The organism is Streptomyces sp. NPDC057623 (genome assembly GCF_042800355.1).
Lineage (GTDB): Bacteria > Actinomycetota > Actinomycetes > Streptomycetales > Streptomycetaceae > Streptomyces.
The window spans coordinates 16,244-38,482 of sequence record NZ_JBHVGZ010000050.1; the positions used below are offsets into that span (position 1 = coordinate 16,244).

19 protein-coding genes are annotated in these 22,239 nt (G+C 68.8%); 1 reads left to right on the forward strand and 18 read right to left on the reverse strand.

Annotated elements, in window-relative coordinates; all coding sequences use genetic code 11:
* Positions 1–175: 175 nt before the first annotated feature.
* Positions 176–1,057, reverse strand: a complete 882-nt coding sequence (gene rfbA, locus ACFU95_RS35495; protein WP_383836753.1) for a glucose-1-phosphate thymidylyltransferase RfbA — start codon at positions 1,055–1,057, stop codon at positions 176–178.
* 102 nt (positions 1,058–1,159) lie between these two features.
* Between rfbA and rfbB the strand changes: the two genes are divergently transcribed.
* Positions 1,160–2,155: a dTDP-glucose 4,6-dehydratase gene (rfbB, locus tag ACFU95_RS35500; protein ID WP_383836628.1), complete on the forward strand. Its 996-nt coding sequence runs from the start codon at positions 1,160–1,162 to the stop codon at positions 2,153–2,155.
* Positions 2,156–2,182: 27 nt separating this feature from the next.
* On the opposite strand, the gene ACFU95_RS35505 is transcribed toward rfbB, so the two are convergent.
* The 17 genes from ACFU95_RS35505 to ACFU95_RS35585 form a co-directional block, all read right to left on the reverse strand.
* Positions 2,183–3,397 carry a serine hydrolase domain-containing protein gene (locus ACFU95_RS35505; RefSeq protein WP_383836631.1) on the reverse strand — a complete coding sequence of 405 codons (1,215 nt, stop codon included), beginning with the start codon at positions 3,395–3,397 and terminating at the stop codon, positions 2,183–2,185.
* A gap of 94 nt (positions 3,398–3,491) precedes the next feature.
* The gene (locus ACFU95_RS35510; RefSeq protein ID WP_383836634.1) at positions 3,492–4,352 is read right to left on the reverse strand and encodes an FAD binding domain-containing protein; all 861 of its coding nucleotides are present in this window, start codon (positions 4,350–4,352) and stop codon (positions 3,492–3,494) included.
* 37 nt (positions 4,353–4,389) lie between these two features.
* Positions 4,390–4,893 (reverse strand): (2Fe-2S)-binding protein, encoded by a 504-nt coding sequence (locus ACFU95_RS35515; RefSeq protein WP_383836637.1) that lies wholly within the window; start codon positions 4,891–4,893, stop codon positions 4,390–4,392.
* A complete protein-coding gene (locus ACFU95_RS35520; RefSeq protein WP_383836640.1) occupies positions 4,890–5,633 on the reverse strand; it encodes an FkbM family methyltransferase in 744 nt (247 codons plus the stop codon). Before ACFU95_RS35520 ends, ACFU95_RS35515 begins: the two co-directional genes overlap by 4 nt.
* 77 nt (positions 5,634–5,710) lie before the next feature.
* Positions 5,711–8,038 carry a xanthine dehydrogenase family protein molybdopterin-binding subunit gene (locus tag ACFU95_RS35525; RefSeq protein WP_383836643.1) on the reverse strand — a complete coding sequence of 776 codons (2,328 nt, stop codon included), beginning with the start codon at positions 8,036–8,038 and terminating at the stop codon, positions 5,711–5,713.
* Positions 7,993–8,775, reverse strand: a complete 783-nt coding sequence (locus ACFU95_RS35530) for a class I SAM-dependent methyltransferase (protein ID WP_383836646.1) — start codon at positions 8,773–8,775, stop codon at positions 7,993–7,995. The genes ACFU95_RS35525 and ACFU95_RS35530 overlap by 46 nt, the downstream gene beginning before the upstream one ends.
* A 29-nt stretch (positions 8,776–8,804) precedes the next feature.
* Positions 8,805–9,062: a hypothetical protein gene (locus ACFU95_RS35535; RefSeq protein ID WP_383836649.1), complete on the reverse strand. Its 258-nt coding sequence runs from the start codon at positions 9,060–9,062 to the stop codon at positions 8,805–8,807.
* A gap of 120 nt (positions 9,063–9,182) precedes the next feature.
* Positions 9,183–10,973, reverse strand: coding sequence for an ABC transporter ATP-binding protein (locus ACFU95_RS35540; RefSeq protein WP_383836653.1), 1,791 nt, complete (start codon positions 10,971–10,973; stop codon positions 9,183–9,185).
* Positions 10,970–12,805, reverse strand: coding sequence for an ABC transporter ATP-binding protein (locus tag ACFU95_RS35545; protein WP_383836656.1), 1,836 nt, complete (start codon positions 12,803–12,805; stop codon positions 10,970–10,972). The genes ACFU95_RS35540 and ACFU95_RS35545 overlap by 4 nt, the downstream gene beginning before the upstream one ends.
* Positions 12,806–12,901: 96 nt before the next feature.
* The gene (locus ACFU95_RS35550) at positions 12,902–13,732 is read right to left on the reverse strand and encodes a TauD/TfdA family dioxygenase (RefSeq protein WP_383836658.1); all 831 of its coding nucleotides are present in this window, start codon (positions 13,730–13,732) and stop codon (positions 12,902–12,904) included.
* A gap of 4 nt (positions 13,733–13,736) precedes the next feature.
* Complete coding sequence (locus ACFU95_RS35555) at positions 13,737–14,762, reverse strand: Gfo/Idh/MocA family protein (protein WP_383836661.1); 1,026 nt, start codon at positions 14,760–14,762, stop codon at positions 13,737–13,739.
* A gap of 12 nt (positions 14,763–14,774) precedes the next feature.
* A complete protein-coding gene (gene cs1 / locus ACFU95_RS35560) occupies positions 14,775–15,749 on the reverse strand; it encodes a clavaminate synthase Cs1 (protein ID WP_383836664.1) in 975 nt (324 codons plus the stop codon).
* 31 nt (positions 15,750–15,780) lie between these two features.
* Positions 15,781–17,166, reverse strand: a complete 1,386-nt coding sequence (locus ACFU95_RS35565) for an NDP-hexose 2,3-dehydratase family protein (protein ID WP_383836667.1) — start codon at positions 17,164–17,166, stop codon at positions 15,781–15,783.
* A 45-nt stretch (positions 17,167–17,211) separates the two neighbouring features.
* On the reverse strand, positions 17,212–18,153 hold the full coding sequence (locus tag ACFU95_RS35570; protein WP_383836670.1) for an NAD-dependent epimerase/dehydratase family protein: 942 nt from the start codon (positions 18,151–18,153) through the stop codon (positions 17,212–17,214).
* The gene (locus ACFU95_RS35575; RefSeq protein WP_383836673.1) at positions 18,150–19,295 is read right to left on the reverse strand and encodes a hypothetical protein; all 1,146 of its coding nucleotides are present in this window, start codon (positions 19,293–19,295) and stop codon (positions 18,150–18,152) included. The genes ACFU95_RS35570 and ACFU95_RS35575 overlap by 4 nt, the downstream gene beginning before the upstream one ends.
* Before the next feature lie 46 nt (positions 19,296–19,341).
* Positions 19,342–20,496, reverse strand: coding sequence for a hypothetical protein (locus tag ACFU95_RS35580; RefSeq protein ID WP_383836675.1), 1,155 nt, complete (start codon positions 20,494–20,496; stop codon positions 19,342–19,344).
* Positions 20,497–20,517: 21 nt separating this feature from the next.
* Positions 20,518–21,756 (reverse strand): hypothetical protein, encoded by a 1,239-nt coding sequence (locus ACFU95_RS35585; protein WP_383836678.1) that lies wholly within the window; start codon positions 21,754–21,756, stop codon positions 20,518–20,520.
* Positions 21,757–22,239: the final 483 nt, after the last annotated feature.

Sequence of the window (22,239 nt, forward strand, 5' to 3'; positions counted from 1 at the left end):
GGGGGGGGGTGCGGGACGCCCCCGTTTCCTTCGTTTTTCGGTGGGGGGGCTCGCTCCTTCCTTCTCCCCCCCCCCGACGCGGACGGGTTCGGTCCCGCTCGTCGAGAACACACCGCAAGACCGGCCCTGACCAGGTCCTGGCCTCTGCTGTGGCAAGAAGGCGCGCGTCACGCTGTTACTTCGTCACTTCGCCCTCCTCGTCAAGCAGGTCCAACAGGTACCGGCCGTAACCACTCTTGAGCAACGGCCGGCTCAGGTCCCGCAGTTGGTCGTCCCCGATGAGGCCGGTCCGCCAGGCGACCTCCTCCACGCAGCCAATCTTGAACCCCTGGCGTTCCTCTATCACCCGGACGTATTCCGAAGCCTGCACCAAAGAGGCGAAGGTTCCCGTGTCCAGCCAGGCGGTACCGCGGTCGAGCACGGTCACATGCAATTCGCCCCGGCGCAGATAGGTTTCATTGATCGAGGTGATCTCCAGCTCGCCGCGCGCGCTGGGTTTCAGGTCATGCGCGATCTCCACCACCCGGTTGTCGTAGAAGTACAGCCCTGGGACGACGTACCGGGACTTGGGCTTGGCGGGCTTCTCCTCGATCGACACCGCCAAGCCGTTCTCGTCGAACTCCACGACCCCGTAGGCCGTGGGATCGACCACGGGGTAGGCGAAGACCCGGCCGCCCACCGGATCGGCGTACCCACGCAATCGCGTCCCCAGGCCGCCGCCGTGAAATATGTTGTCACCGAGGATCAGGGCCACCGATTCCTGGCCGATGAACTCCGCGCCCAACACAAATGCCTGGGCGATCCCCTCGGGTCGCTCCTGCGCCATGTACTCCAGCCGCAGGCCGAGTTGTGACCCGTCTCCGAGCAAGCGCTGGAACTGAGGCTGGCCTTCCGGAGTCGTGATGACCAGGATCTCGCGGGCCCCGGCCATCATCAACGTGCTCAGCGGGTAGTAGACCATGGGTTTGTCGAATACTGGCATCAGTTGCTTCGACACAGCCGTTGTAATCGGCCAAAGTCGAGATCCTGTACCGCCAGCAAGAAGAATTCCACGCATTGTCATCGAGGCCCGGCGTCCGGTCGGTCCCCATCCCTCCTTCGCCTCTGGTGGTGCTATGCACTATGTGAAGTCCTCCATGCACAAGTAGAGTTAGTTCCTATGCGGCTCCTTGTAACCGGCGGCGCCGGGTTCATCGGCTCGGAATTCGTGCGATCCCTTTTCTCGTTCCCGGAGGCCATATCGCACGCCTTGCGGGTCACCGTGCTGGACAAGCTCACCTACGCGGGTGTTGCGGCCAATCTCGACCCGGTCGCCGCGCAGCCCGGGTATTCGTTCGTCCACGGCGACATCTGCGACGCCGGCCTGGTGGACCGGGTGATGGCGGGCCATGACGTTGTGGTGCACTTCGCCGCGGAGTCACATGTCGACAGGTCCATCGCCGGGGCAGGACCGTTCGTGATGACCAATGTGGTCGGCACCCAGGTGCTGCTGGACGCGGCCCGCAAGCACCGGGTGGGCCGCTTCGTCCATGTCTCGACGGACGAGGTGTACGGGTCGATCGAGAACGGTTCGTGGACGGAGGAGTGCCCGGTCGCCCCCAACTCGCCGTACGCCGTGTCGAAGGCCGGCTCCGATCTGCTCGCCCTGGCCTATCACCGGACGCACGGCATGAATGTCGTGGTGACCCGCTGCTCCAACAACTACGGCCGCTACCAGTTCCCGGAGAAGGTGATCCCGCTCTTCGTGACGAACCTGCTGGAGGGCAGGCGTGTACCGCTCTACGGCGACGGGCGCAACGTGCGCGACTGGCTGCACGTGTCGGACCACTGCCGCGGCATCGTGCTCGCCCTGCTCAACGGACGGCCGGGCCAGATCTACCACATCGGCGGGGGTACGGAGTTGACCAACGAGGAGCTGACGGGGCTGATCCTCGATGCGACCGGTTCCAGCTGGGACATGGTCGAGCGGGTGCCCGACCGGAAGGGCCATGATCTGCGGTACTCCCTTGACTGCCGCAAAGCCGCCGACGAGTTGGGCTACACCGCTCAAGTGGATCTGGAGCAGGGGCTGGCCGAGACCGTCGCCTGGTACCGGGAACACCGCAGCTGGTGGGAGCCGTTGAAGCCGAAGGCGAGGACCCCGACGGCGAAGTGACCGCGCCTCGCAGAACGGACCTCGCGGTCAGTCGTTCATCGCCTGGTAGGCAGCTGTCCAGAAGTCGACGAAGAGCGGCAGGTCGTGCGCCTCCGTGTACTGGATCATGAGCATCGTCGTCATGTCCTCGGCAGGGTCGTTGAACCAGGCGGTGCCGTACTTGCCGTACCACCCGTAGCTGCCGACGGAGGGTCCGACGTGCATGAACCGGTTGGTGACCCCCATCCCGAAACCCCAGCCGAAGTCGTAGTAGAACCCCGGCGGCCAGACGCGGTACTGGAAGAACTCCCGCTGCGCCGACGCCAGTTGGTCACTCGTCATCAAGGTCACCGACGGCCGCGAGAGGACCCGTACGCCGCGGTGGGTACCGCCGGCGAGCAGGGCCGAGGTGAAGGCGAGCCAGTCGTTGGCGGTCGTCACGAGCCCACTGCCGGCCGCCTTGAACGCCGGCGGCTGCTTCCAGAGCGTCTCGGGGCCGTGTTCGACAACGAGCTCGCCGGTGGCGTCGTCGCGTATGTACGCGGTCGCCAGCCGGCTGAGCCGGTCGCCGTCCACGCTGAGAACAGTGTCCTTCATGCCGAGCGGCTCGCAGATCCGCTCGCGCAGGGTGTCTTCGAGGGACATGCCGGTGGCGCGAGGGATGAGGACGCCCAGCACGATGGGAGCGACGTAGTACATCCAGCGCTCACCCGGCTGGGAGACGAGCGGCAGATTGCCGACGCGGCGGATCCACTCGTCCGGTGACGGTCCGGCGTCGCCCGGGGAATCCCCGAGGTCCACCGCGTTCAGCGCGTCGGCGATCGGGACCGTTCCCGGCTCCGCGCGGACGGCACCGGTCCCCATGCGGCAGGTGAGCAGGTCCCGCAGCGTGATCGCACGCTTCGCCGGGACGGTGTCGTCCAGCGGCCCGTTCGGATCGGCGAGCACGGTCATGTCCGCCAGTTCCGGGAGGAGGTCGTCGACAGGGTCGTCGAGGCGGAGCGTGCCGTCCTCGACGAGCGTCATCACGCAGGCGGCGACGATCTGCTTCGTCCACGATGCGATGCGGCAGATCGTGTCGGGTGCCATCGGCGTCCTGGAGCCTGCGCCCTCGAAGGCGAGATGGCCCGTCGCCTCGATGTGGACCTCACCGCGGCGGGCGATGACGGCGAGCGCGCCCGGGCTGTGCCCGGCATCGACGTGACGTTCGAGCACGTCTCGCACGCGGGTCAGCCGTTTCAACGAGAAGCCACCTGTAGTCACTTACTCCTCCTGACTTGTCCGTGTCTGTGGGTCGATGAATGAGAGAGGACCGCCGGCGTACCAGCGCCGACGACGCGATGAGGGAGTGAGCCGGTCACTCCGCCCGGGCTGCGGCGAGTACGGCGCGGCGCGTCAACACCCGGGCCAGGTGGGCCCGGTACTCGGAGGAGGCGCCCAGGTCGGACGCAGGCGAGGTGCCCTCGGCTGCGGCCTCGGCGGCCCGTACCACGGCCTGCGCGGTGGCGTCCGCACCGGCCAGCGCCGCCTCGACCGCGGACGCCCGAAGCGGCGTGGGGCCCATGTTCGTCAGCCCGATACGCGCCTGTGCGATACCGCCGTTCTCGCGGCGTACCGCCACGGCCACGCCGACCACCGTGGGAGCCTGCGCGGAGCGGTGGAACTTCTCGTAGTGGAAGCCCCAGCCCGCCCCCGGCTTGGGTACCCGGATCTCGACGAGCAGTTCGTCGGGCTCCAGCGCGGTCCTCAGGCGGTCGACGAAGAACTCGGCGGCCGGGATGGTGCGCCGCCCGCGCGGGCCCCGCGCCACCAACTCGCCGTCCAGCGCCAGCACCACCGAGGACAGGTCGCCTGCCGGGTCGGCGTGGGCGACGGACCCGCCGAGGGTGCCGCGGTGGCGTACGGCGGGGTCGCCGACCGTCTCCGTCGCGGTGGCCAGCAGCGGGGCGTGCCGTTGGACCAGCGCGTCGTGGAGGAGGTCGTGGTGGGTGGTCATGGCGCCGATGACGAGCGAGCCGGCCTCCTCCCGGACGCCGCGCAGCCGCGGCACACGGCCCACGTCGACCAGCAACTTCGGGGAGGTGGCCCGCAACCGCAGCATCGGCAGCAGGCTCTGGCCGCCGGCCAGCACCTTCGCCTCCTCGCCGCTCTCGGCCAGCGCACGGACGGCCTCCTCGACGCTCGCCGGGCAGGCGTAGTCGAACGCCACGGGGATCACGCCGAGCCTCCCTGGTCCGCGGAGTCCTGCCTCGGTATCACTGTGCGCCACCTCGACGTGTGCTCGCGGCCCCCTCCCCGTCGGACGCCGCGGCGAGCACGGCCTTGACGATGTTCTGGTAACCGGTGCAGCGGCAGAGGTTGCCTGCCAGCGCGTGCCGGACCTCCCGCGGGCCGGGGTCGGGATGGTGCCGCAGCAGATCACGGGCCGCCATGATCATGCCGGGGGTGCAGTAGCCGCACTGCAGGGCATGCTGCTCGTGGAAAGACCGCTGCAGCGGATGACACTCGCCGTCCCGCGCGAGGCCCTGGGCGGTGGTCACCTCACCCCCGTCCGCCTGGACCGCCAGGACCAGGCAGCTCTTGACGCTCACCCCGTCCAGATCGACGGTGCACGCCCCGCAGTTGCCGGTGTCACAGCCGACCGTGGTGCAGGTCAGGTTCAGCCGGTCCCGCAGATAGTGGACGAGGAGGAGCCGGGGTTCCACCTCGCCCTCGTAGGTCGTGCCGTCCACGTTCATCTTCACCGAGATGCGGTTCATGTGCCCTCCCCCGGCATCCCCGGCCGGTCACGCCCAGGGCTCGACGACCGGAAGATGCCGTCGATCATCAGCATCCGACCGGTCGCGTCGTCGCCGCTGTGGTTCTGCTCCAGGGCGACCACCGAGAAGCCCCGTGCGGTCAGGAAGTTCAGCATGTCGACGAACGTCGGCGCGTCGTGGTGCATGTCGGCCAACGGCAGTTCGAGTTCGAGCAGCGCGATGCGGTCCAGGAGCGGACCCGCGCCCTCCAGGACGGACAGCTCGGCGCCCTCCACATCCAGCTTCAGGTACACCCGGCGGCCGTCGCAGCCCAGTTCATGCCACAGCGATCGCAGCGATCGCATCGGAACCAGCTCCGTACCGGCTTCGACGTCGTTCGGCCACACGCGGGAGGGGAGATCGGTCCGCCGGAAGACCGACGAGCCGAGTGACGTACGGGTGAGATGCAGGAGAACTTCGCCGTCCTCCGGTCCGAGCGCCACGTTGTGGCAGTGCCAGTCGTCGTCCGGCCCGGCGGCTTCGGAGAGCACCTCGAAAGCCGCGGATGCCGGCTCGAAGGAGATGATCTTTCGGCGAAAGCCGCACTGGCGCATCCACTTCGCGTACTGACCGCCGTTCGCCCCGCCGTCGATGACCACATCGATGTCCCGGAGAAGGACGCGTCGTCTCTCCTGTGACGTCATCAGGTTCTTGGAGTAGGCCGGGAGATCCCGTACGTCGCGGGGTGCTGGACCTACCATGACATCCTCGCTCTCGACATGAGGACCGGTGGGTGTGGTACCTCGTGGGGGCCCTGACCAAGGGGTTCGTTCGCCGTTCAGTGCTGAGGCTGGCGTGCATCGCCCGCTTCCTTGATCGCCGCCCAGACGCGGCTCGGCGTCAGCGGCATGTCGATGTGCCGGACGCCGAGGTGAGCGACCGCGTCGATGACCGCGTTGTGCACCGCGGGAGTGGAACCGATCGTCCCCGCTTCGCCGATTCCCTTGACCCCGAGGGGATTCACGTCCGTGGGGGTCTCACCGGCTGCCAGCTCGAAGTCGGGCAGGTCGGCGGCGGCGACGGCCCCGTAGTCCGCGAGCGTCGCGCTGAGCGGGGTGCCGCCTTCGTCGTAGCGCACCTCCTCGAACAACGCCTGGGCGATCCCCTGCGCGATGCCACCGTGACGCTGGCCTTCGGCGAGGACCGGGTTGAGGACCGGCCCCGCGTCGTCCACGGTCACATGGCGGAGCACCGTGGTCATCCCCGTCTCGGTGTCGACCTCGACGACCGAGAGGTGCGCGCCGAACGGAAACGTCGGCTGGTCCGAGACGAACTCGACGTCGGCACTGAGGCCCTCCACTCCGGCGTGCCGGACGACCTGGGCCCAGGTCAGGGATCGGCCGGGGTCGTCTGCCGTGTGCCACGTCCCCGAACCGGTGTTGAGGACGACGTCGGTCACGCGGGCTCCGAGGAGGTCGGCGGCGGGCCGTCGGGCCTGATCCCTGACCGCGGAGGCGGCCTTGTGGACCGCGGAACCGCCGAGTTGCAGGGACCGGCTTGAGTAGGTTCCCACGGCCTTCGGGATGAGGTCGGTGTCCCCGTGCACGACGGTGGTCCGGTCCATCGGGATGCCGAGTTCGGCCTCGACGAGCATCGACCAGGCGGTGTGGTGGCCCTGGCCCTGCGCCGAGCTGCCGGTCAGGACCGTTGCCCGGCCCGTGCCGTCCACCGTCACCTTGGCGGTCTCACCACCGCCACCGGTCATCTCCACGTAGACGCAGATGCCGATGCCGAGCACGTTCCCGCACCCGTTGTCCCTGCGGGCGGTCCGCTCGGCTCGGAGCCGGGGGTAGCCGGCGGCGCCGAGGACCTTGTCGAGGGCCGCCTCGTACGCACCGGAGTCGTAGCGGGCCCCGGTTCTGGTGCGGAACGGGAACGCGTCCGCGGCGACGAGGTTGCGGCGGCGGACCTCGGCCGGATCCATTGCGATCTCGGCGGCGAACAGGTCCACCGCTCGCTCGATGGCGGCCGTGGCCTCCGGCCGGCCCGCGCCGCGGTACTTGTTGACGGGGGTCGCGTTCGTGAGGACGACGCGGTAGCCGGTCTGCACGTGCGGGATGTCGTACACGCCGGGCGCCATCGTGCAGGTCACGGGGGCGAGGGTGCTGGTGCGCGGGTAGGCACCCGCGTCCTGGACGACGTCGAGGCGGTACGCCGTGATCGTACCGTCGCGTTTGCCTCCGATCTTGACGCGGTTGAGCTGGGCACGGCCCTGGGTCATGGCGACGAGGTTCTCGGCGCGGCCCTCCGCCCACCGCACCGCGGTTCTCGACTTCCACGCCGCCCAGGCGACGACGATCGCGTCCCGGTCGATGCCGATCTTGGCGCCGAAGCCGCCGCCGACATCGGGGACGATCACGCGGATGGCGTCGGGCGGGATGCCCAGGCACTCGGCGAGGGTGCTCCGGGAGCGCTGGGCGTTCTGGCTGCTGTGCCAGACGGTGAGCCTCCTGCCGTCGAAGGCCGCCGCGGTGGCGCGGCACTCCATCGGAACGCAGGCCACACGGTGGTTCACGATCTCTCGCTCGACGACCACGTCCGCGTCGGCGAAGACGGCGTCGTCGTAGGTGTCGCGGTCCCGCTGGTCGGCGAGGTTGGTTCCGGCCTCCTCGAACAGGAGCGTGTCGTCGAGGAGCGCCTGAGCGGGACCCACGACGGCGGGGAGCTGCTCGTAGTCCACGTCGACGAGTTCCGCGGCGTCCTGGCCGTCGTACCGCGCGTTGGTGAGCACGACCGCGACCGGCTCGCCCACGAACCGGACCTTCTCCCCGGCGAGCAGGGGCTCGGCGAAGAACTCGCCGCCGTGCCCCGGCCGCCGGAACGGCGGGGGCGCGGGCAGGTCGGTCAGGTCCGCGGCCGTGTAGACGGCCACCACGCCCGGGTGGGCTCGCGCCCGGGACGTGTCGATGTCGGTGATGACCGCATGCGCGACCGGGGAACGTACGAAGGACACGTACGCCGCCCCGACGAGTTCGGGTACCCGCAGGTCGTCCACGTAGACGCCGCCCGAGGTGAGCAGCCGCAGGTCCTCCACCCGGTTCACTCGGGTGCCGAAGGCACTCACGGTGCGGCGTCCGGGTTCCTGGTGGTACGCAGACAGCGGCACGCCATCGGCAACTCGATCTTCCGGTCCCCCGACAGGCCCAGTTCGTCGTCCAGGTACTCGGCCAGCCGCTCGTCCACGGCATGTCGGGCCTCGGCCGACAGCGCGATGGCGCTGGCGTCGGTGCCCATGAGCCCGATGAGCTCCTCGGCGGTGACGGGCATCTGCCAGGGCAGGCGCTGTTCGACGAGAGGGCTGAAGACAGACCCGGTCGGCGGGTCCATGACGTCGCGGCTCGGTGCCGGCGCGGTGCCGCCCTGGCCGCTCTCGCGGGCCCTCAGCGCGCGGGTGAAGCGGACGAGCTCGGCGACCCAGGGGACGGATAGGTCCCGGTAGTTCCACAGGACGCCGAACGTGCCGCCGCCTCGGAGTACGCGTGCGATCTCCGGCATGGCGCGCTGCGGGTCCATCCAGTGCCAGGCCATGGAGATCAGCAGCGCGTCGGCCTGGCCGTCGGGCAGGGGCATCCGCTCGGCGGTGCCGGGCAGCAGCCGCGCCTGCGGGCAGTTGCGGGCGAGGATCTCGCGCATCCGCGGGTCGGGCTCGACGGCGACGACATCCCGCACGCGGTCGACCAGGCGCCGCGTCAGCGCGCCGGTGCCGGCGGCGAGGTCGACCACCGTTTCGCAGCCGTCCGGGAGGAGCCAGTCAAGGGCCGCTGTCGGCACGACGGGCCGAAAGCGGTCGTAACGATCTGCGATCTCACCGAAGGACAGTCCTCGCGTTCCGCTCTCGCCCATGCCCATCACCTTTTCGTCGCCCGTATTCCTCAATCGGAACGTGCCGAGTTCTTTTCGACCTTCACCTTGACCTCGTGCTCCAGATCGAGACCGGTCATCTCGGCGATGCTTGCCGCGTAGAGCACGACGTCGGCCAGTTCTTCCCCGAGCAGCTCCGGCTTCTTCCGCCAGGCGGTGAAGGCCGCGGCCGCCTTTTCCTGGAGCATGCAGAACTCCAGTGGTATGTCGGTGGTGTTGTAGCCCTTGAGTACCTTGTTGTCCCAGACGGTTCGCTGCAGGGAAACCATGTCCACTTTTTCCTCCTGTAGCCGGGCGTGCCCGTGCTGTTGGACTACGGACCCATACTCCTGTCGAGCTGTCGCCGTGCCTACTGGCCCTTCGGCCAGGGGGCACCGGCCGGGTGGCCCTCAGGTGCTGTAGGCCGCCGCCTGGATTCCGTACAGGTCGGCGTAGCGGCCTCCGTCGAGGGCGCTCAGCTCGGCGTGGGTACCGCACTCGACCAGTCGGCCCCGGTCGAGGACGAGGATCAGGTCGGCGCCGGTCACCGTGGAGAAACGGTGCGAGACGATCACGGTGACCGCCCCGGTGTGCTTGGCGAGTTGACGTGCGCGTTCCATCTGGCGCTCGAAGATGGCGTGCTCGCTGGGGGCGTCGAGGGAAGCGGTGGGCTCGTCCAGGATGAACAGCACAGGATCCCGCCGCATGACGGCACGTGCGAGCGCGACCCGCTGCCACTGGCCCTCGGAGAGGTCGACGCCGCCGAGTTCGCGCCCGAGCTGGGTGTCCATGCCCTGGGGCAGCCGCTCCATGAGGGTCGTGGCGTCGGCGTCCCGTGCCGCCCGCGAGATGCGCTCACGGTCGGTCAGGTGCGGCAGGTCGCCGAGGCCGACGCCCTCGGCGAAGGTGGTCTCCAGACGTCCGAAGTCCTGGAACGCGGCGCTGGCGCGCGAGCGCCAGTCGGCGGTGTCGAGGTCGGCGAGGTCCGTGCCGTCGACTCTGATCCGGCCCTCGGTCGGCCGGTAGAACTTGGCGAGGAGCTTGACCAGAGTGGTCTTGCCCGATCCGTACTCGCCGACGATCGCGACCACGGTCCCCGCAGGGATGCGGACGCTGACGTCGTCGAGCGCGAGGCGGTCCGTGCCGGGGTAACGGTAGGAGACGTGCTCGAAGGCGATGCCCTGGTCCAGCCGGGCGGGGGCGGGTGCTGTGCCGACCGTGCGGGCCGTCTCGGCGGCGACGTACTCCCGCAGCCAGAAGTACGACTCGATGGCCGTCCTCGTCGCGAGCGTGCTCGCCGTGCGGCCCACCGCCTGCTGCACGGTCTGCCGCAGGCCGGACGCAACGGTGACGGCCATCACCACATCGCCCGCGGTGCCCCGGCCGTGCGCCGCCTGGTGGGCGACCAGGGCGAGCGCTGCGACGGACCCGCAGGCGAACACCGACCAGCCGCCGAACTTCCACCCCGCGGCACGCACTCGTGCCCGGTAGCGCAGGTGCGCCGCCTCGTCCCAGGCTGCGGCCTGCCGGCGGGCGATCTCCTCGCCGGCGCCCGCCACGCGGATGTCCTTGCCGCTGTCGGCACGGGTGCCGAGTTGGAAGAGGTGGCGCTGCAGCCGGAACACCTCGGCGGTCGCCGTCTCGGCGTTCACCACCGCTTGCTTTCCGCGGTGGTCGAACCACAGCGGGAGCGCGGCGAGCGGCAGGAGGAACAGCAGCCAGGGGCTCACGGTGCCCAGGAGGAGGAGCGTGACGCCCAGTTGCAGTCCCGAGCGGACGGCCAGAAGCAGCTGCCACAGGCTGACGGGGATCTGCCAGCCGTTGTTGCGTACCCCCTCCAGCCTGTCCAGGAAGTCGGTGCGCTCCAGGTGCTCCAGGCCCTCGATCCCGGCGATCCATCCCTGGATCTGCGGACGCAGTTCGAAGTCCGTCTTGTCCGACAGCAGATGGACCAGATCCCAGATCACCTGCTGGAACGTCAGCGTCACGCCGTAGCAGAGGGCCACTGCGCAGGCCGCCGCCACGGCCGTGCCCAGCGTGCCGTGGGCGCTGGCGTCGATCACGGCACGCAGCGACAGGGCGATCCCGGCGGTGGCCGCGATGGTCAACGCGCAGGCACCGATCATCGTGGCCGTGGCGGCCGGAGCCCGCCGCCAGGCGATCCTCAGCAGCTCGGCCCACAGGGCCAGGTAACGCCTCACAGCAGTTCGTCCTCCTCGATCGCGTGCCGGTAGCCCTGCTGGAAGCGCTCCGCCTGGATCGCGAACATCTTGGCGTAGCTGCCGCCCGCCGCGATCAGCTCTTCGTGGGTGCCGGATTCGGTGATCCGGCCACCGTCGAGCAGCACGATCCGATCAGCCTGACGCACCGTCGACAGGCGGTGCGAGATCAGTACGACACCGGTCTCCTCGCGCTGTTCGGCCAGCCGCTGGAAGACTTCGAACTCTGTGCGCACGTCCAGATGGGCGGTCGGCTCGTCGAGCACGAGAAGCTCCGCGCCCGTGCGCAACGCGTACAGCGCCCGGGTCAGCACGATCTGCTGCCACTGACCACCGGACAGATCCACGCCGCCCGTGCGCGAGCGTGCCAGCGGCGTCTGCCAGCCGTCGGGAAGGCGGTCGAGGACCGGTCGCAGTCCTGCGTCCCGGGCCGCCGCCTCCAGTACGGCCGGGTCCGGTACGACGCCAAGGCGGCCGAGAGTGACATTGTCGGCGGCCGATAGTTCGTACTTGACGAAATCCTGGAAGACGACCGAGATCCGCTCCCGCCAGGCATCGACCCCCAGTTCGGACAGGTCCTGGCCGTCGCCCACGAGGATGCGCCCGCTGGTCGGCTCGTACAGTCCGGCGAGCAGTTTGATGAGCGTCGACTTGCCTGCCCCGTTGAGCCCGACGATCGCGAGCAGCTCACCAGGGCGGATCTCCAGGTCGAGTCCGTCGAGCACGGCATGTGCCGTTCCCGGGTAGCGGAAACCGACCTGCTCGAACCGGACAAGGCCGCAGGAGCCGGTCCGGGCCGGGGCCGCGGGAAGTGAACGTCGGTGATCCGTCCCGAAGAGCTCGGCCAGCTCGTCGTACGCCTTGAAGGCTTCGAGCCCCGACAGGCGGGTCAGGGCGCTGTCGCCCGGCCCGACCATCGTGAACAGCGCCGCCGCAGCCGTCACCACCGCGGTCTCCGTGGCGATCGTGCTCTGCCCGTTCACGGTTCCCGCCGCCACAGCCGTGATCGCGATCAGCAAGGGGGGTGCCACCAACAGAACAGACCAGAACTGACCGCGGATATTGCGCCTCCACAAGGCGAACAGGGGCTCGCAGCGGACCTCGTGGTGCCACAGCAGCCTGCGCAGCGCCCAGTCGCCGAAACCGAAGACCCGCAGGTCCTTGCCCACTCCCGGCGAGGCGAGCGTCTCTTGCCAGCGGTCCGCCCGGACAAGCTGATCGAGCTGGGACCGCCAGAGCCGGACGTACTCCAGTCGCTGGCGATAGCGCAGCCAGACCCGGATCAGTGAGGGAACCAGCAGCAACGGCACCAGCCACCAGGCGAACTGAGCGACCACGAGACAGGCCGCGGTGACCCCTACGGCATCCGCCGCCTGATCGAGTTCCGCCAGGGCGGCCTGCCCCGGCGTGCGTTGCGTGAACTCGTCGGGGTCCGCCTTGGCCTGCCGAATCAAGTGCTGTGCCGCGGGCTGTTCCAGGAGGTCGATGGTCGGGCTGCTCGCCACCAGGCGGGTCACCGCGGCGCGGTGTGCCCCGTCGATCCGCTGCTGTGTCAGATAGGCCAACGGCTCCACCACGGCCTCCGCGGCGTGACTCACGATCAGCACCGCACAGAACGCCGCCAGCGGCAACAGAACGGTGCCGAAACCACCCCCGGTGCCGTTCTGCGCCGTCACCCGGCTGACGAGCAGTCCCACCACCATGGCGGTGGCCGCCGGGATCAGCCTTTCTGCCACCCGGATCACGGTGATGACAGCCGCGATGCCCTTTCCCGCCGACCGCAACGCCCGCAGCAGCCGAAGCGTGTCTCCCATACGGTGTCCTCTCGCCGAGAAGAATGGCCCCTGGTCACTTGATGGCGATCGACGAGCAAGGGGCCCTTCCGTCCTGCCGCACCCGTCGGCACGACCTCAGCCGCTGGGCGCGGTGGGGACGTCGGCATAGAGCACTCTGACCAGGTGGCGGCGGGCGTCCGGTTTGTCCTCATAGGGTTGTCGGCCGTGGGAGAGGCGGTCGTTGCGGAAGATCAGAGCCTCGCCGGGGGTCAGGCGAACTGCCAGTCGGTAGCGCGGGTCGTCGGATGCCGTGCGGAGGAAGGCCAGTGCTCTGCGCAGGCCGCCGGGCGGGCCGGCTGAGAAGTTCCACGTGCAGGTCTCGTTGTCCGTGTAGCGGGTGATGAGATCACCCTTCTCGTCCACCGAGAACACTGGACCTGTGGCGTTCACGTCGATGGCGGGGATGGTGGAGCGGCGGTTGAGTGCGCTGGGCGCGAGTAGAGCTTCCGCCGCGTCCGGGTCCTTTTCGCGGAGTTCGGCGAAGGCGGCCAGGGAGTTGAAGAGCAGCGTGTCCCCGCCCTGGTGGGCGGCGCGGACGCAGTAGAGGATGGTGGTCTTGATGTCGCCGATGTCGTCGAGGAGACCGTCCACGTGCCAGGCCTGGCCTGCTGTGGTGCTGAAGCCGGGGTGCCGGTCCTTCGTGTCGCTGCGGATGTCGGTGAAGGAGGCTGAGTAGTCCTTCGTCTCCGCGTAGCGGTAGAGGGCTGGAATGTAGGGATCGCCGAGTCGTAGTGCCGTGGACAGTGATGTGAGTACGGCGTCGGGCGGCCCGGAATCCGCCATCGTGACTACGGCAAAACCGCGTTCTTCGAGGATGCGCACGAGTTGGTTCGGGGCGTCGTGCTCCCTGAAGCCCACGCGCTGTGCGCACCGTGGATCCCTGAAGTCGGCCTGCAACTGCTGCACGCTGTCACCTCCCGCCGACTCGTTCCGGTGTGCTTCTCTTACTGTTCACGGGTTCCTCCATGTCGGGCGTCGGTGTGCCCTCAGAGACCGATGCCGCTCGCGTGAGGCGAGCGAGCGCCCGGGCATCGCTGAGCAGGGAGACGCCGAAGTCCTGTGATCCCCGCTCCGCCGCCGCGAGGACCTCGCACAGGAAGACCCGCATGCTGTCGGCGGGCTCCACGGTGTGCACGCGCACCTGGTCCCCGGCCTGGACCCGCAGGTCGACCGCCATCCCGGGCGGTGCGGAGAAGGGCCGCTCGATCTCGATCCTGAACCCCTCTCCCATGAGCCGGACCATGTTCTGGTAGGCGGTCGTGAAACCGAACTGACCGACGACGGTCCGGCCGCCCGGGTAGCCCGCGAGCATGCCGTACGACGTCTCAAGCGCGTCGGCGGTGCGATCGCCCACGATGACGTCGATGCGCTCGGGCTCCACGCCCCACAGCACCCGGCCCAGGGACACCGCGTAGGGGCCGGTGTCCAGCAGTGCCCCGCCGCCCTTGGCCCGGTCGTACCTCCAGTCGTCGGCCGGCACGGGGGGAGTGAAGACCGCCAGCGCCTGGGTGACCTCCGCGTGGAGGTCCGCGAGGACCGACTCGACCGCCGCGAACACCGGGTGGAACGAGTAGCAGGTGGCCTCGGCGATGACGAGCGATGACGACCGGGCCAGCGACACCATCTCCGCGGCGGTGTCCGGGTCCGGCAGGGCCGGCTTGTCGACCACCACGTGGTGTCCGTGCTCCAGCGCGCGGCGTACCACGCGCGTGTGGTCGCTGTTGACCAGCGAGACGTAGACCAGGCCGGGGCGGGTGGCGGTCAACGCCTCGGCCCAGTCGGTGTACACCGTTGTGAGCTTTGCCACGTGCCCGAGGGCCTTTGCACCGACGTGCGAGCTTACGACGTTGATCTTCTCGATCTCCGGGATGGACGCGGCGGCCGGCAGCACGCGCCGCTGGGCGAACCGCGACGCGCCGATCAGTAGGAGGTCCATGGCGTCGGGGGCTCAGCGGCGAGGGACGAAGGGGACGACGTCGCCCGCGCGCTCGCCGCCGGCCAGCTGGCCGTTGCGGTCGGTGCGGACGTACGCCCGGTGCAGCCAGCGGTCCTTGCCGTCCCAGCGCGCGGTGAACGGAGCACGGCCGTGGGCGATCCGGAAGTTGTCGATGATCAGCAGGTCTCCCCGGGTCAGCAGAACCGGCTCGGTGACTTCTGACAGGGCCGACGACAGCGCGTTGAGGGCTTCGACGTCCTGCGGGGTCTCGGCGGTGAGGAACGACCGGTTGAAGCTGACGTACGGGTCGTCCTTGTCGCCGTACAACGCCTTGACGTGGGCAATGGCCTGCGGGTCGTCGGCGTCGAACCGCCGCGTGAAGACCCGGTCGTACAAGTGCTCCCGCACCTCGTCGCTGAGGAGCGGCAGCGCCTTGCGGATGGAGCCGACGAGGGTCGCGGCCTTGCCCTCGTGGTCGCCGCGCGAGCAGGACAGGAGGATGTAGTTCGGCTGGTGGGCGTGGTGCGAGAGGTCCGTGTGGAACTCGAGCTGGGTCTTGGAGGTTGCCCCGGACAGGGGATGAGGGTCGGGTGTCGGGTAGAGCTCGTGGAGGACCGTGATGGAACGGCGGTTTCCGTAGCCCTGGTCGTAGGCGGTGAGGAGTCCCAGCGCCCCGCCGACGACACAGAGCATGGCCTCCATGTTCAGCAGTCGCCGGTCCTCCGGCGGCGGGCTGGACGTGGGAGTGGCCGGCAGCTCGTCGTCCGGTTCGACGGGAAGACCTCGCAGGAGCAGGTAACCGTCCTGGTTGCCGTTGGCGTTGAACTCGTCCAGACCGTCGCGCAGTCCTTGCGGCAGGTTCTTCGCCAGCCGTATCGCGTCCTCGAAGAACGCGTAGAGGTCGGCCCGCGGCACTGCCGGCAGTGCCGCGGCGAGAGCGAGCAGCTCCGCCTGGTACGGAGCGCAGTCGATGGTGGATGGAGGCACGGTGCGGATCTCCCTTCGATGGTGGGGCGGGTCAGAGCACGCAGGCGATGAGACTGCGGGCCTCGACGTTGACGTAGTAGCCGGAGCGGATCAGGCGGTTGAGCAGGCCCAGGGTCATCCACCGGTAGTTGTCCGGCGCGTCGACCGCGTGCCCTTCCGGGATGTCGATGACGACGTGGGTCGTGTCGGCGCGCAGGAACCGCCCGCCGTCCTCCGACTGCACGGTCTTCAGACGGATCCAGGATTCGGGTGCGTCGAGGTACTCCGCGAGCGGTGGGAAGTCCTCCGGCCCGCGGTAGCTTCCCGGGGTCAGCTGCACCGTCGGGGCGAGCTCCAGACGGTCCGTGAGGCCGGGCTGGATCATGGCTTGGACGAGGAACTGGAGTTCTCCCGACCGGCGTTGGCAGATCAGGGCCACGACGTTGCCGCTCGTCGGTTCGAGCATCGGTTGGGACCACGTGCCGACCTCCCGGCTCGTCGCCGCGACCGACAGCCCGACGATCCGAAAGTGGCGGTCCTCGCGGTGGCGGATGCTGTCCGTGCCGCACACCCACTTGTCCAGGTCGCGCAGGCTGGTCCGCCTGACGTCCAGGCTGAACTTCGCCTTCTGGTCGATGAGCCAGGTCATCGCGGCGGAGACCTCGGCATTCGAGCGGCCTGCCCTGTGCGACTCGACCACCTGGAGGCGAAACGGGTCCTGGATGTCGCCGTAGGAGTCCGGGTCGTCCTCCTCGGCGTACGAGATGCCTGACAGCACCGTGCGCGCGTTCATGTTCACGCGGTTGCCCTGTGCGAGCTGGTGCCGCAGCTGCCCGAGCGTCAGCCACGCGTAGCCGTCCACCACCGCGATGTCCTCGTCTTCGGGAATCTCGACGATCATGTTGCGATTCCGCTTGTGCAGGTACCAGGACGCGTGCTCCGAGAGGAGTTGGTCGAAGCCGATGCGTCGTCCGGCGTGCTCCCGGAAGTACTCCAGGTACGGCGTGGACCGGCCGCCGTGCACACGTTGGTAGTTGCTGGGGGTCGCCTGAACGGTCGCGGCGTACTGGACCAGCTCGCTGTTTCCCGGCTCCATCTTCGCCTGCATCAGGAAGTGGTGGACACCGTTGATGCGCTTGACGATGATCCCGAGGATTCCGACCTCCGGCTGCACGATGATCGGCTGACACCACTGGGGCGTTGTCCCGAAGTCCGTGCGTATCGACAGCCCCTCCACCGCGAAGAACCGGCCGGAAGCGTGCGAGAGGCGGTCGTCGATGCGCCAGTCGGGCAGTGCGTCCAATGGAATTTCTTCGACGCTGTAACTGGAGGATGCCATTCGCTTCTTGAGGAAGACGTCGGGATCCGGTGTCTCCGCGGTGCCCAAGGACAGGGACGATGCCAGGAATCCAGCGGAACGACTTACCTTGGTGGGCATGAAGCAGCTCTCTTCCAGGCTACGTCGAGGTAGTGCGAGGAGACGTCACAGGCTTTCGAGGGACTCGTGGGCCGCGATGTCGCGGGCCATGAGCTTGATCCCGGCATAGAGGCCGACCGGTTCGAAATCGATGATGTTCCGAAGCAGCGAAAGATCGACTGCCAGGTCGCCGGTGTCGGTGTGCGCGTGGGGGCCCGCAGTGGTCGCGATGGTGGAACCCGTGGCGGCGCCGACCGCGTCGATCACATCGGCGATGGAACTTCCCACACCGGTGCCCACATTGATCGTTCCGGGGAGGTCTCGGCCGGATTCGATCAGGTCGAGCGTAGCCGTCACGAAATCGTCGACGTGGATGAAGTCTCTGGTCTGCCGCCCATCGCCGTGGAGCGTGAAGGCAACCCCTGTCAAAGCACTCCAGAATGCCGCCGAAACGACGCCTTGCCCGCGCGACCGCGGCAGGAGACGACCATAGACATTCACGCACCGCAGCGAATGGGTGGACAGGCCGTGCACTCTTCTGTAGTACGCCATATATTCTTCGCCCATACGCCGCGACATCCCGTAGGGAGACGTGGGTTGCCCGGAATCCGATTCGCGCTTCAGCTCGTTGCCAGGGGAGTACACGGCACCGGCGGACGACAGGAAGACAATCTTCGTACTGGGGCTGAGTGAGCGAACCGTCTCACAAAGCCCGATCACCAGTGAGAGCGTACCGATCGCGTCGGCCGCGGGTGCCGCCGCCGAGGGCAGCGGAAAGCGGCCACCGGCGGCGATGACGATCGCGTCCACGTCCTGGTCGAGAGTCTGTGGCAGAAGCTCGACTCCGTCGCCGCTGAGCAACCGGATCTCACCCGGGCCGGGATCGGCGTCCTGGATGGCGAAGGGATCGGAACGGCTGACCACGGTGGTGCTCCAGCCACGGCGCGTCGCGCCCAGGGCGAGTGCGTTGCCGAGGAAACCCGCCCCGATCACCGTGATCCGTGTCATCGCGCCGCCTTGGCGTCGGCCCGTGCGCCACTGTGGTCCGACAACAGTTCCTCCAGCCGCCGGACGACCTCTTCCTCTCCGTCGGCACCGAGCGCGCGCGGGTCGACCTCCAGTTGGCCCAGCTGCAGCTTGAAGTCGCGGAGATAGATGGACGGAACGCCCGCTGTCATCTCCTCCGCGAGACGTGCGGCGCTCCGCCCGGCCAGGGCGGGGTCGATGGTCAGCAGGACGCGGTGGATCAGACGCCCGGAGTCGCACTGGGTGACCTGGGCGGAGAGGCCGGGCAGCGTGTCCAGCCGGGCCGCGAGCTTGGTCATCCGGACCTGTTGTGCCGCGGCACGCTCCTCCTCCGGGACGGCGGTGTACTCCCGGACGGCCTGGAGCAGTCCCAGCAGGTTCTCCTTGCCGACCTTCATGGGCCGGGCGATGCCGGCGTACTGCGCCCGGCACGCCGCGACCAACTCGCTGCTCCCGCAGATGAACCCGGAGGTGGGCGCGCCCAGCATCTTGGGCCCGCTGTAGATCACCAGGTCGGCCCCGCTCGCCACCCAGCGCCGCAGGTCGCTCTCGCCCGCGGCGTCCACGATCACGGGGACGCCGTGCTCACGGCCGATGGCGACCAGCTCGTCGAGTGAGACTCCCTTGCGGTGGACCGCGTGGGTGTGGGAGGTGACGTACACCAGTGCCGCCGTCCTCCGGTTGACGGCACCGGCGACATGGCTCCGCAGTGTCTCGTTCACGGCGCCCACCTCGACGGTCCGGCCGCCGCCCAGCGCGATCATCTGTGTGATGGGCGCACCCCCATAGCTGATGGAGTGGCCCTTCTGCAGCACGATCTCGTGGGGCTGCTCACCGGGGTCGGGCAGGCGTTGGACGCGCAGGGCGTCCGTGCCCGCGACACACGCGGCCACCGCGATCGCCATGCCGGCGGCCGCACCGGTGACCGGGCACGCGTCCTCGCTGCCGGTGGCGTCGGCGAGGAAACTGCCCGCGGCCTGCCAGAGCTGTTCCACGTCGACGTGGAACCGCGCGGCGTTCCCCATCGCCTTGATGACGCCATCACTGAGCGTGCAGCCGCCCAGCGGGGTCGAGTTGGCCTGTGCGCTGACGATGGGCGCGACACCGAGATCCTGGTACTCCATAACGCGGCTCCCTGTTCGTCTGTCGACATTCGGGTGGAGGTTCGACTCATCCACCGCGCAGTTCCTCGTCCAACCAGTCCATGAAGGCGGCCATGCTGTTCTCGTAGAGCCGCTCCATGCGCCGGCCGGGTCTGCCGACCATGCCGGACTTCACCTGCTGCAGCGCGTCGGCCAGACTGTCCGCACCGGGCTCGCGCAGGACGACTCCCAGGCCCTCGCGAGCGACCACGTCGCCGGAGAGTCCGTGGGGGTCGATGATCGTGGGTATGCCGTACAGCCAGGTGTCGCGCAGGCGCAGCCGGGTGCCGGTCTCGTTCTCCGCGCCCGGCCTCGCGATGCACACGGACGCCTGGGCGGCCTTCACGTACTGGTCGCGTTCGGACAGGGCGAGAGGCTTCGTGTGCAGGTGGACGCGATCGCCGAGCTCAAGATCGTCGATCGCCCTGCCGACCTCGCCGATGGTGGCCCGGGTGTCCTCGGTAGGCGCCGCGTGCAGGAAGGCGGCACTGGCGTCCACACCGCGGTCACGGAGGATCTTCATGGCCCGCACCAGCATGAGCGGCTCGAAGAAGCTCCACATGCCGCCGGTCCACAGGAAGTCGGCCATATGGGCCGGCTCGGCGGCGTCTGCCGCCTCCAGACCGCGTCGGCTGAACCCGATCGGCACGGTGGTGATCAGGTGGTCCAGCGTCGAGGACCGCACGATGTCGGCGGGCGTTGTCCGGCCGGACGCGCACAACGTCGACAGGAGCGCCGCCCGCTCGGCCTGGGAGCGGCAGAGGAAGTGGTGCGTCACCTGCAGCAGACGTCGGTAGGTGCCGAGGAAGCGCTCGTGCTCACCGGTCGGGTCGGCACAGGCGAGCACCGAGGGAAAGCTCATGTGCTCGATGGGCGCCCGACATTCGCCGATGATCAGTTTGCGGTGGGCGACGGCGAGTTCGATCCGGTCCCGGTCCGGGGTGTCGAAGAACATGACTGCGTCGGCCGTCGCGATGGCGCGTTCCGCCTCCTCGCCCGGCGCGACCTCCTCCGCCGCACCGAGGTCGACATTGTCTGCGGCGGATGACGTGATCACCCGCACGGTGAACCGCCGGCCGAGGACCTGCGCGATCTCTGCGAGGCGCAGGCCGGCGCCGGCGATGGAGGTCTCGGACAGGGAGTACGAACCCGCGTCGACGACGACGATTGGTTGGTCGGTCATTGCTCTGCGCGCACCATCCAGTCAGGAGAACTCGACGAAGTAGAAGGGCGGGCCGCACTGTTCGCGAACTCGCCGGCTGCCGCCGCCGTCCCTGCGGACGCCGGCCCGCGCGTTGCCGAACTCTCTGGCCAACGCGTGGACGGCGGGCTCGCGTCCTCCCAGGAAGGTGAGTTCGTTGACTCCCAGGCGGAGCACCGGGCCCGGCAGGCCGGGGAGGTCCACCTGGACGTTGACCCGGATCCCGTGCTCGTACAGGGACTCCGAGAAGCGGTCGGTCTGCTCCGCGTCCCCGACCTTCACCCAGACCTGGTGGGTGCTCGTGGTGTGGCCGTCCTCGTCCGTGGCGACGTCGAACCCGTCCGCCGTCAGCAGCTTGCTGAACAGCCGCGCGTTGCCGATCACCTGTCCCGCGTAGGCCTGGCCGAAGTGGCGGAACTCCGCAGCGGCGAGCCCCAGCGCGAGCGTCTCCGCGAAGTGGTGACTGCTGAGCATCGTGAACTGCGCGTCCCGCAACCGCTGGTGCAGTTCCGGGGCCCGAGTGAACAGGACGCCCTTGTGCGGCCCGGGAAAGGTCTTGTGCGTGGAGCCGCCCATCGTGTCGGCGCCGTCGTCGAGCGGGTTGCCCAGGGCACCACCGAGGATCAGCCCCATCGTGTGGCTGCAGTCGACGTGCAGAAGCGTGCGCGGGGAGTGCGCCCTGATGAGGTCCGCGACACGGGAGACTTCGAGCTCGTGGCGGCTGTTCTGGAGGTCCAGATAGATCAGTTCGGGTTCGCGCTCGCGGAGGACCTGTTCGAGCTGTTGCTCGTCGACCTGACCGCGAACGACGGGAACGGTCGCCGACTCGAAGCCGAGCCGGCGAGCCATGTCCGCGGTGGCGTAGTGCCCGCCGGACGCGGCGTCGATGGAGATGACGGTTGCGCCCGGCTTCCCGCCGAGACCGGCCATAGCCATCATCATGGCCGACAGCCCGGATATGGGCCGTTCGTTGACGTGCGGAGCGCGGGCGAGCCGGCTCAGGTGGCCGACGGCCAGCTCCGTCTCGATCTCGGCCACGTCCTGGCCGCCCCGGAACTGCCAGAATCCCGGATCCAAGGCGTCGTTGAAGAAGTATCGGTTGTAGTAATCGGTGCTGAGTGGCAGCTGGGCCAGCGGTGACAGCTTGTTCTCACTCGGCACGAGATTGAGGGCGACATCCGCCTTTCTCTGCTGAGAGCGGAATCGATCTACTATCTTGCGGAGCTCGTTGATGTCAGTCATCCCCTGAATCCCGCGAGTGCGTTCAACTTGTCCCAAATTTACCGGGCGACTCGTGAATATCTGATATCTGTGTGGCGCGGTTGATCTGTGCGCCTTCCCGTGCGGCTGCCTAGTCTTATCAGCGCACAACCGGTTGTCCACCGACTCATCGTCATGGGCGGATCGGCCGACCCCTCGGCGGGCGGGAGCGCTCTCCGGCCTCGGTTGAGCGGGGAGGCGGAGGGAGGCGGCTTGGGCCGGGCTGGGGAGGGAGAGCCGGGGTTGTCCTGGTGCGGACCGGGAACTGCCGTTCCGTGCCACCACCTGCCGCGCCTTCGAGTCGGGCTGTGTGCGGAGGGCGGTCGCCTCACACGGGACCGGCCGGGTGTCGGACAGCGGAATTCGGAATGCGGGCAGCGGGTAGCGGGTAGCGGGTAGCGGGTAGCGGACAGCGGACTGAGGGCAATGGGCAGCGGCCGGCACCGACACACTCCAGGACCGACG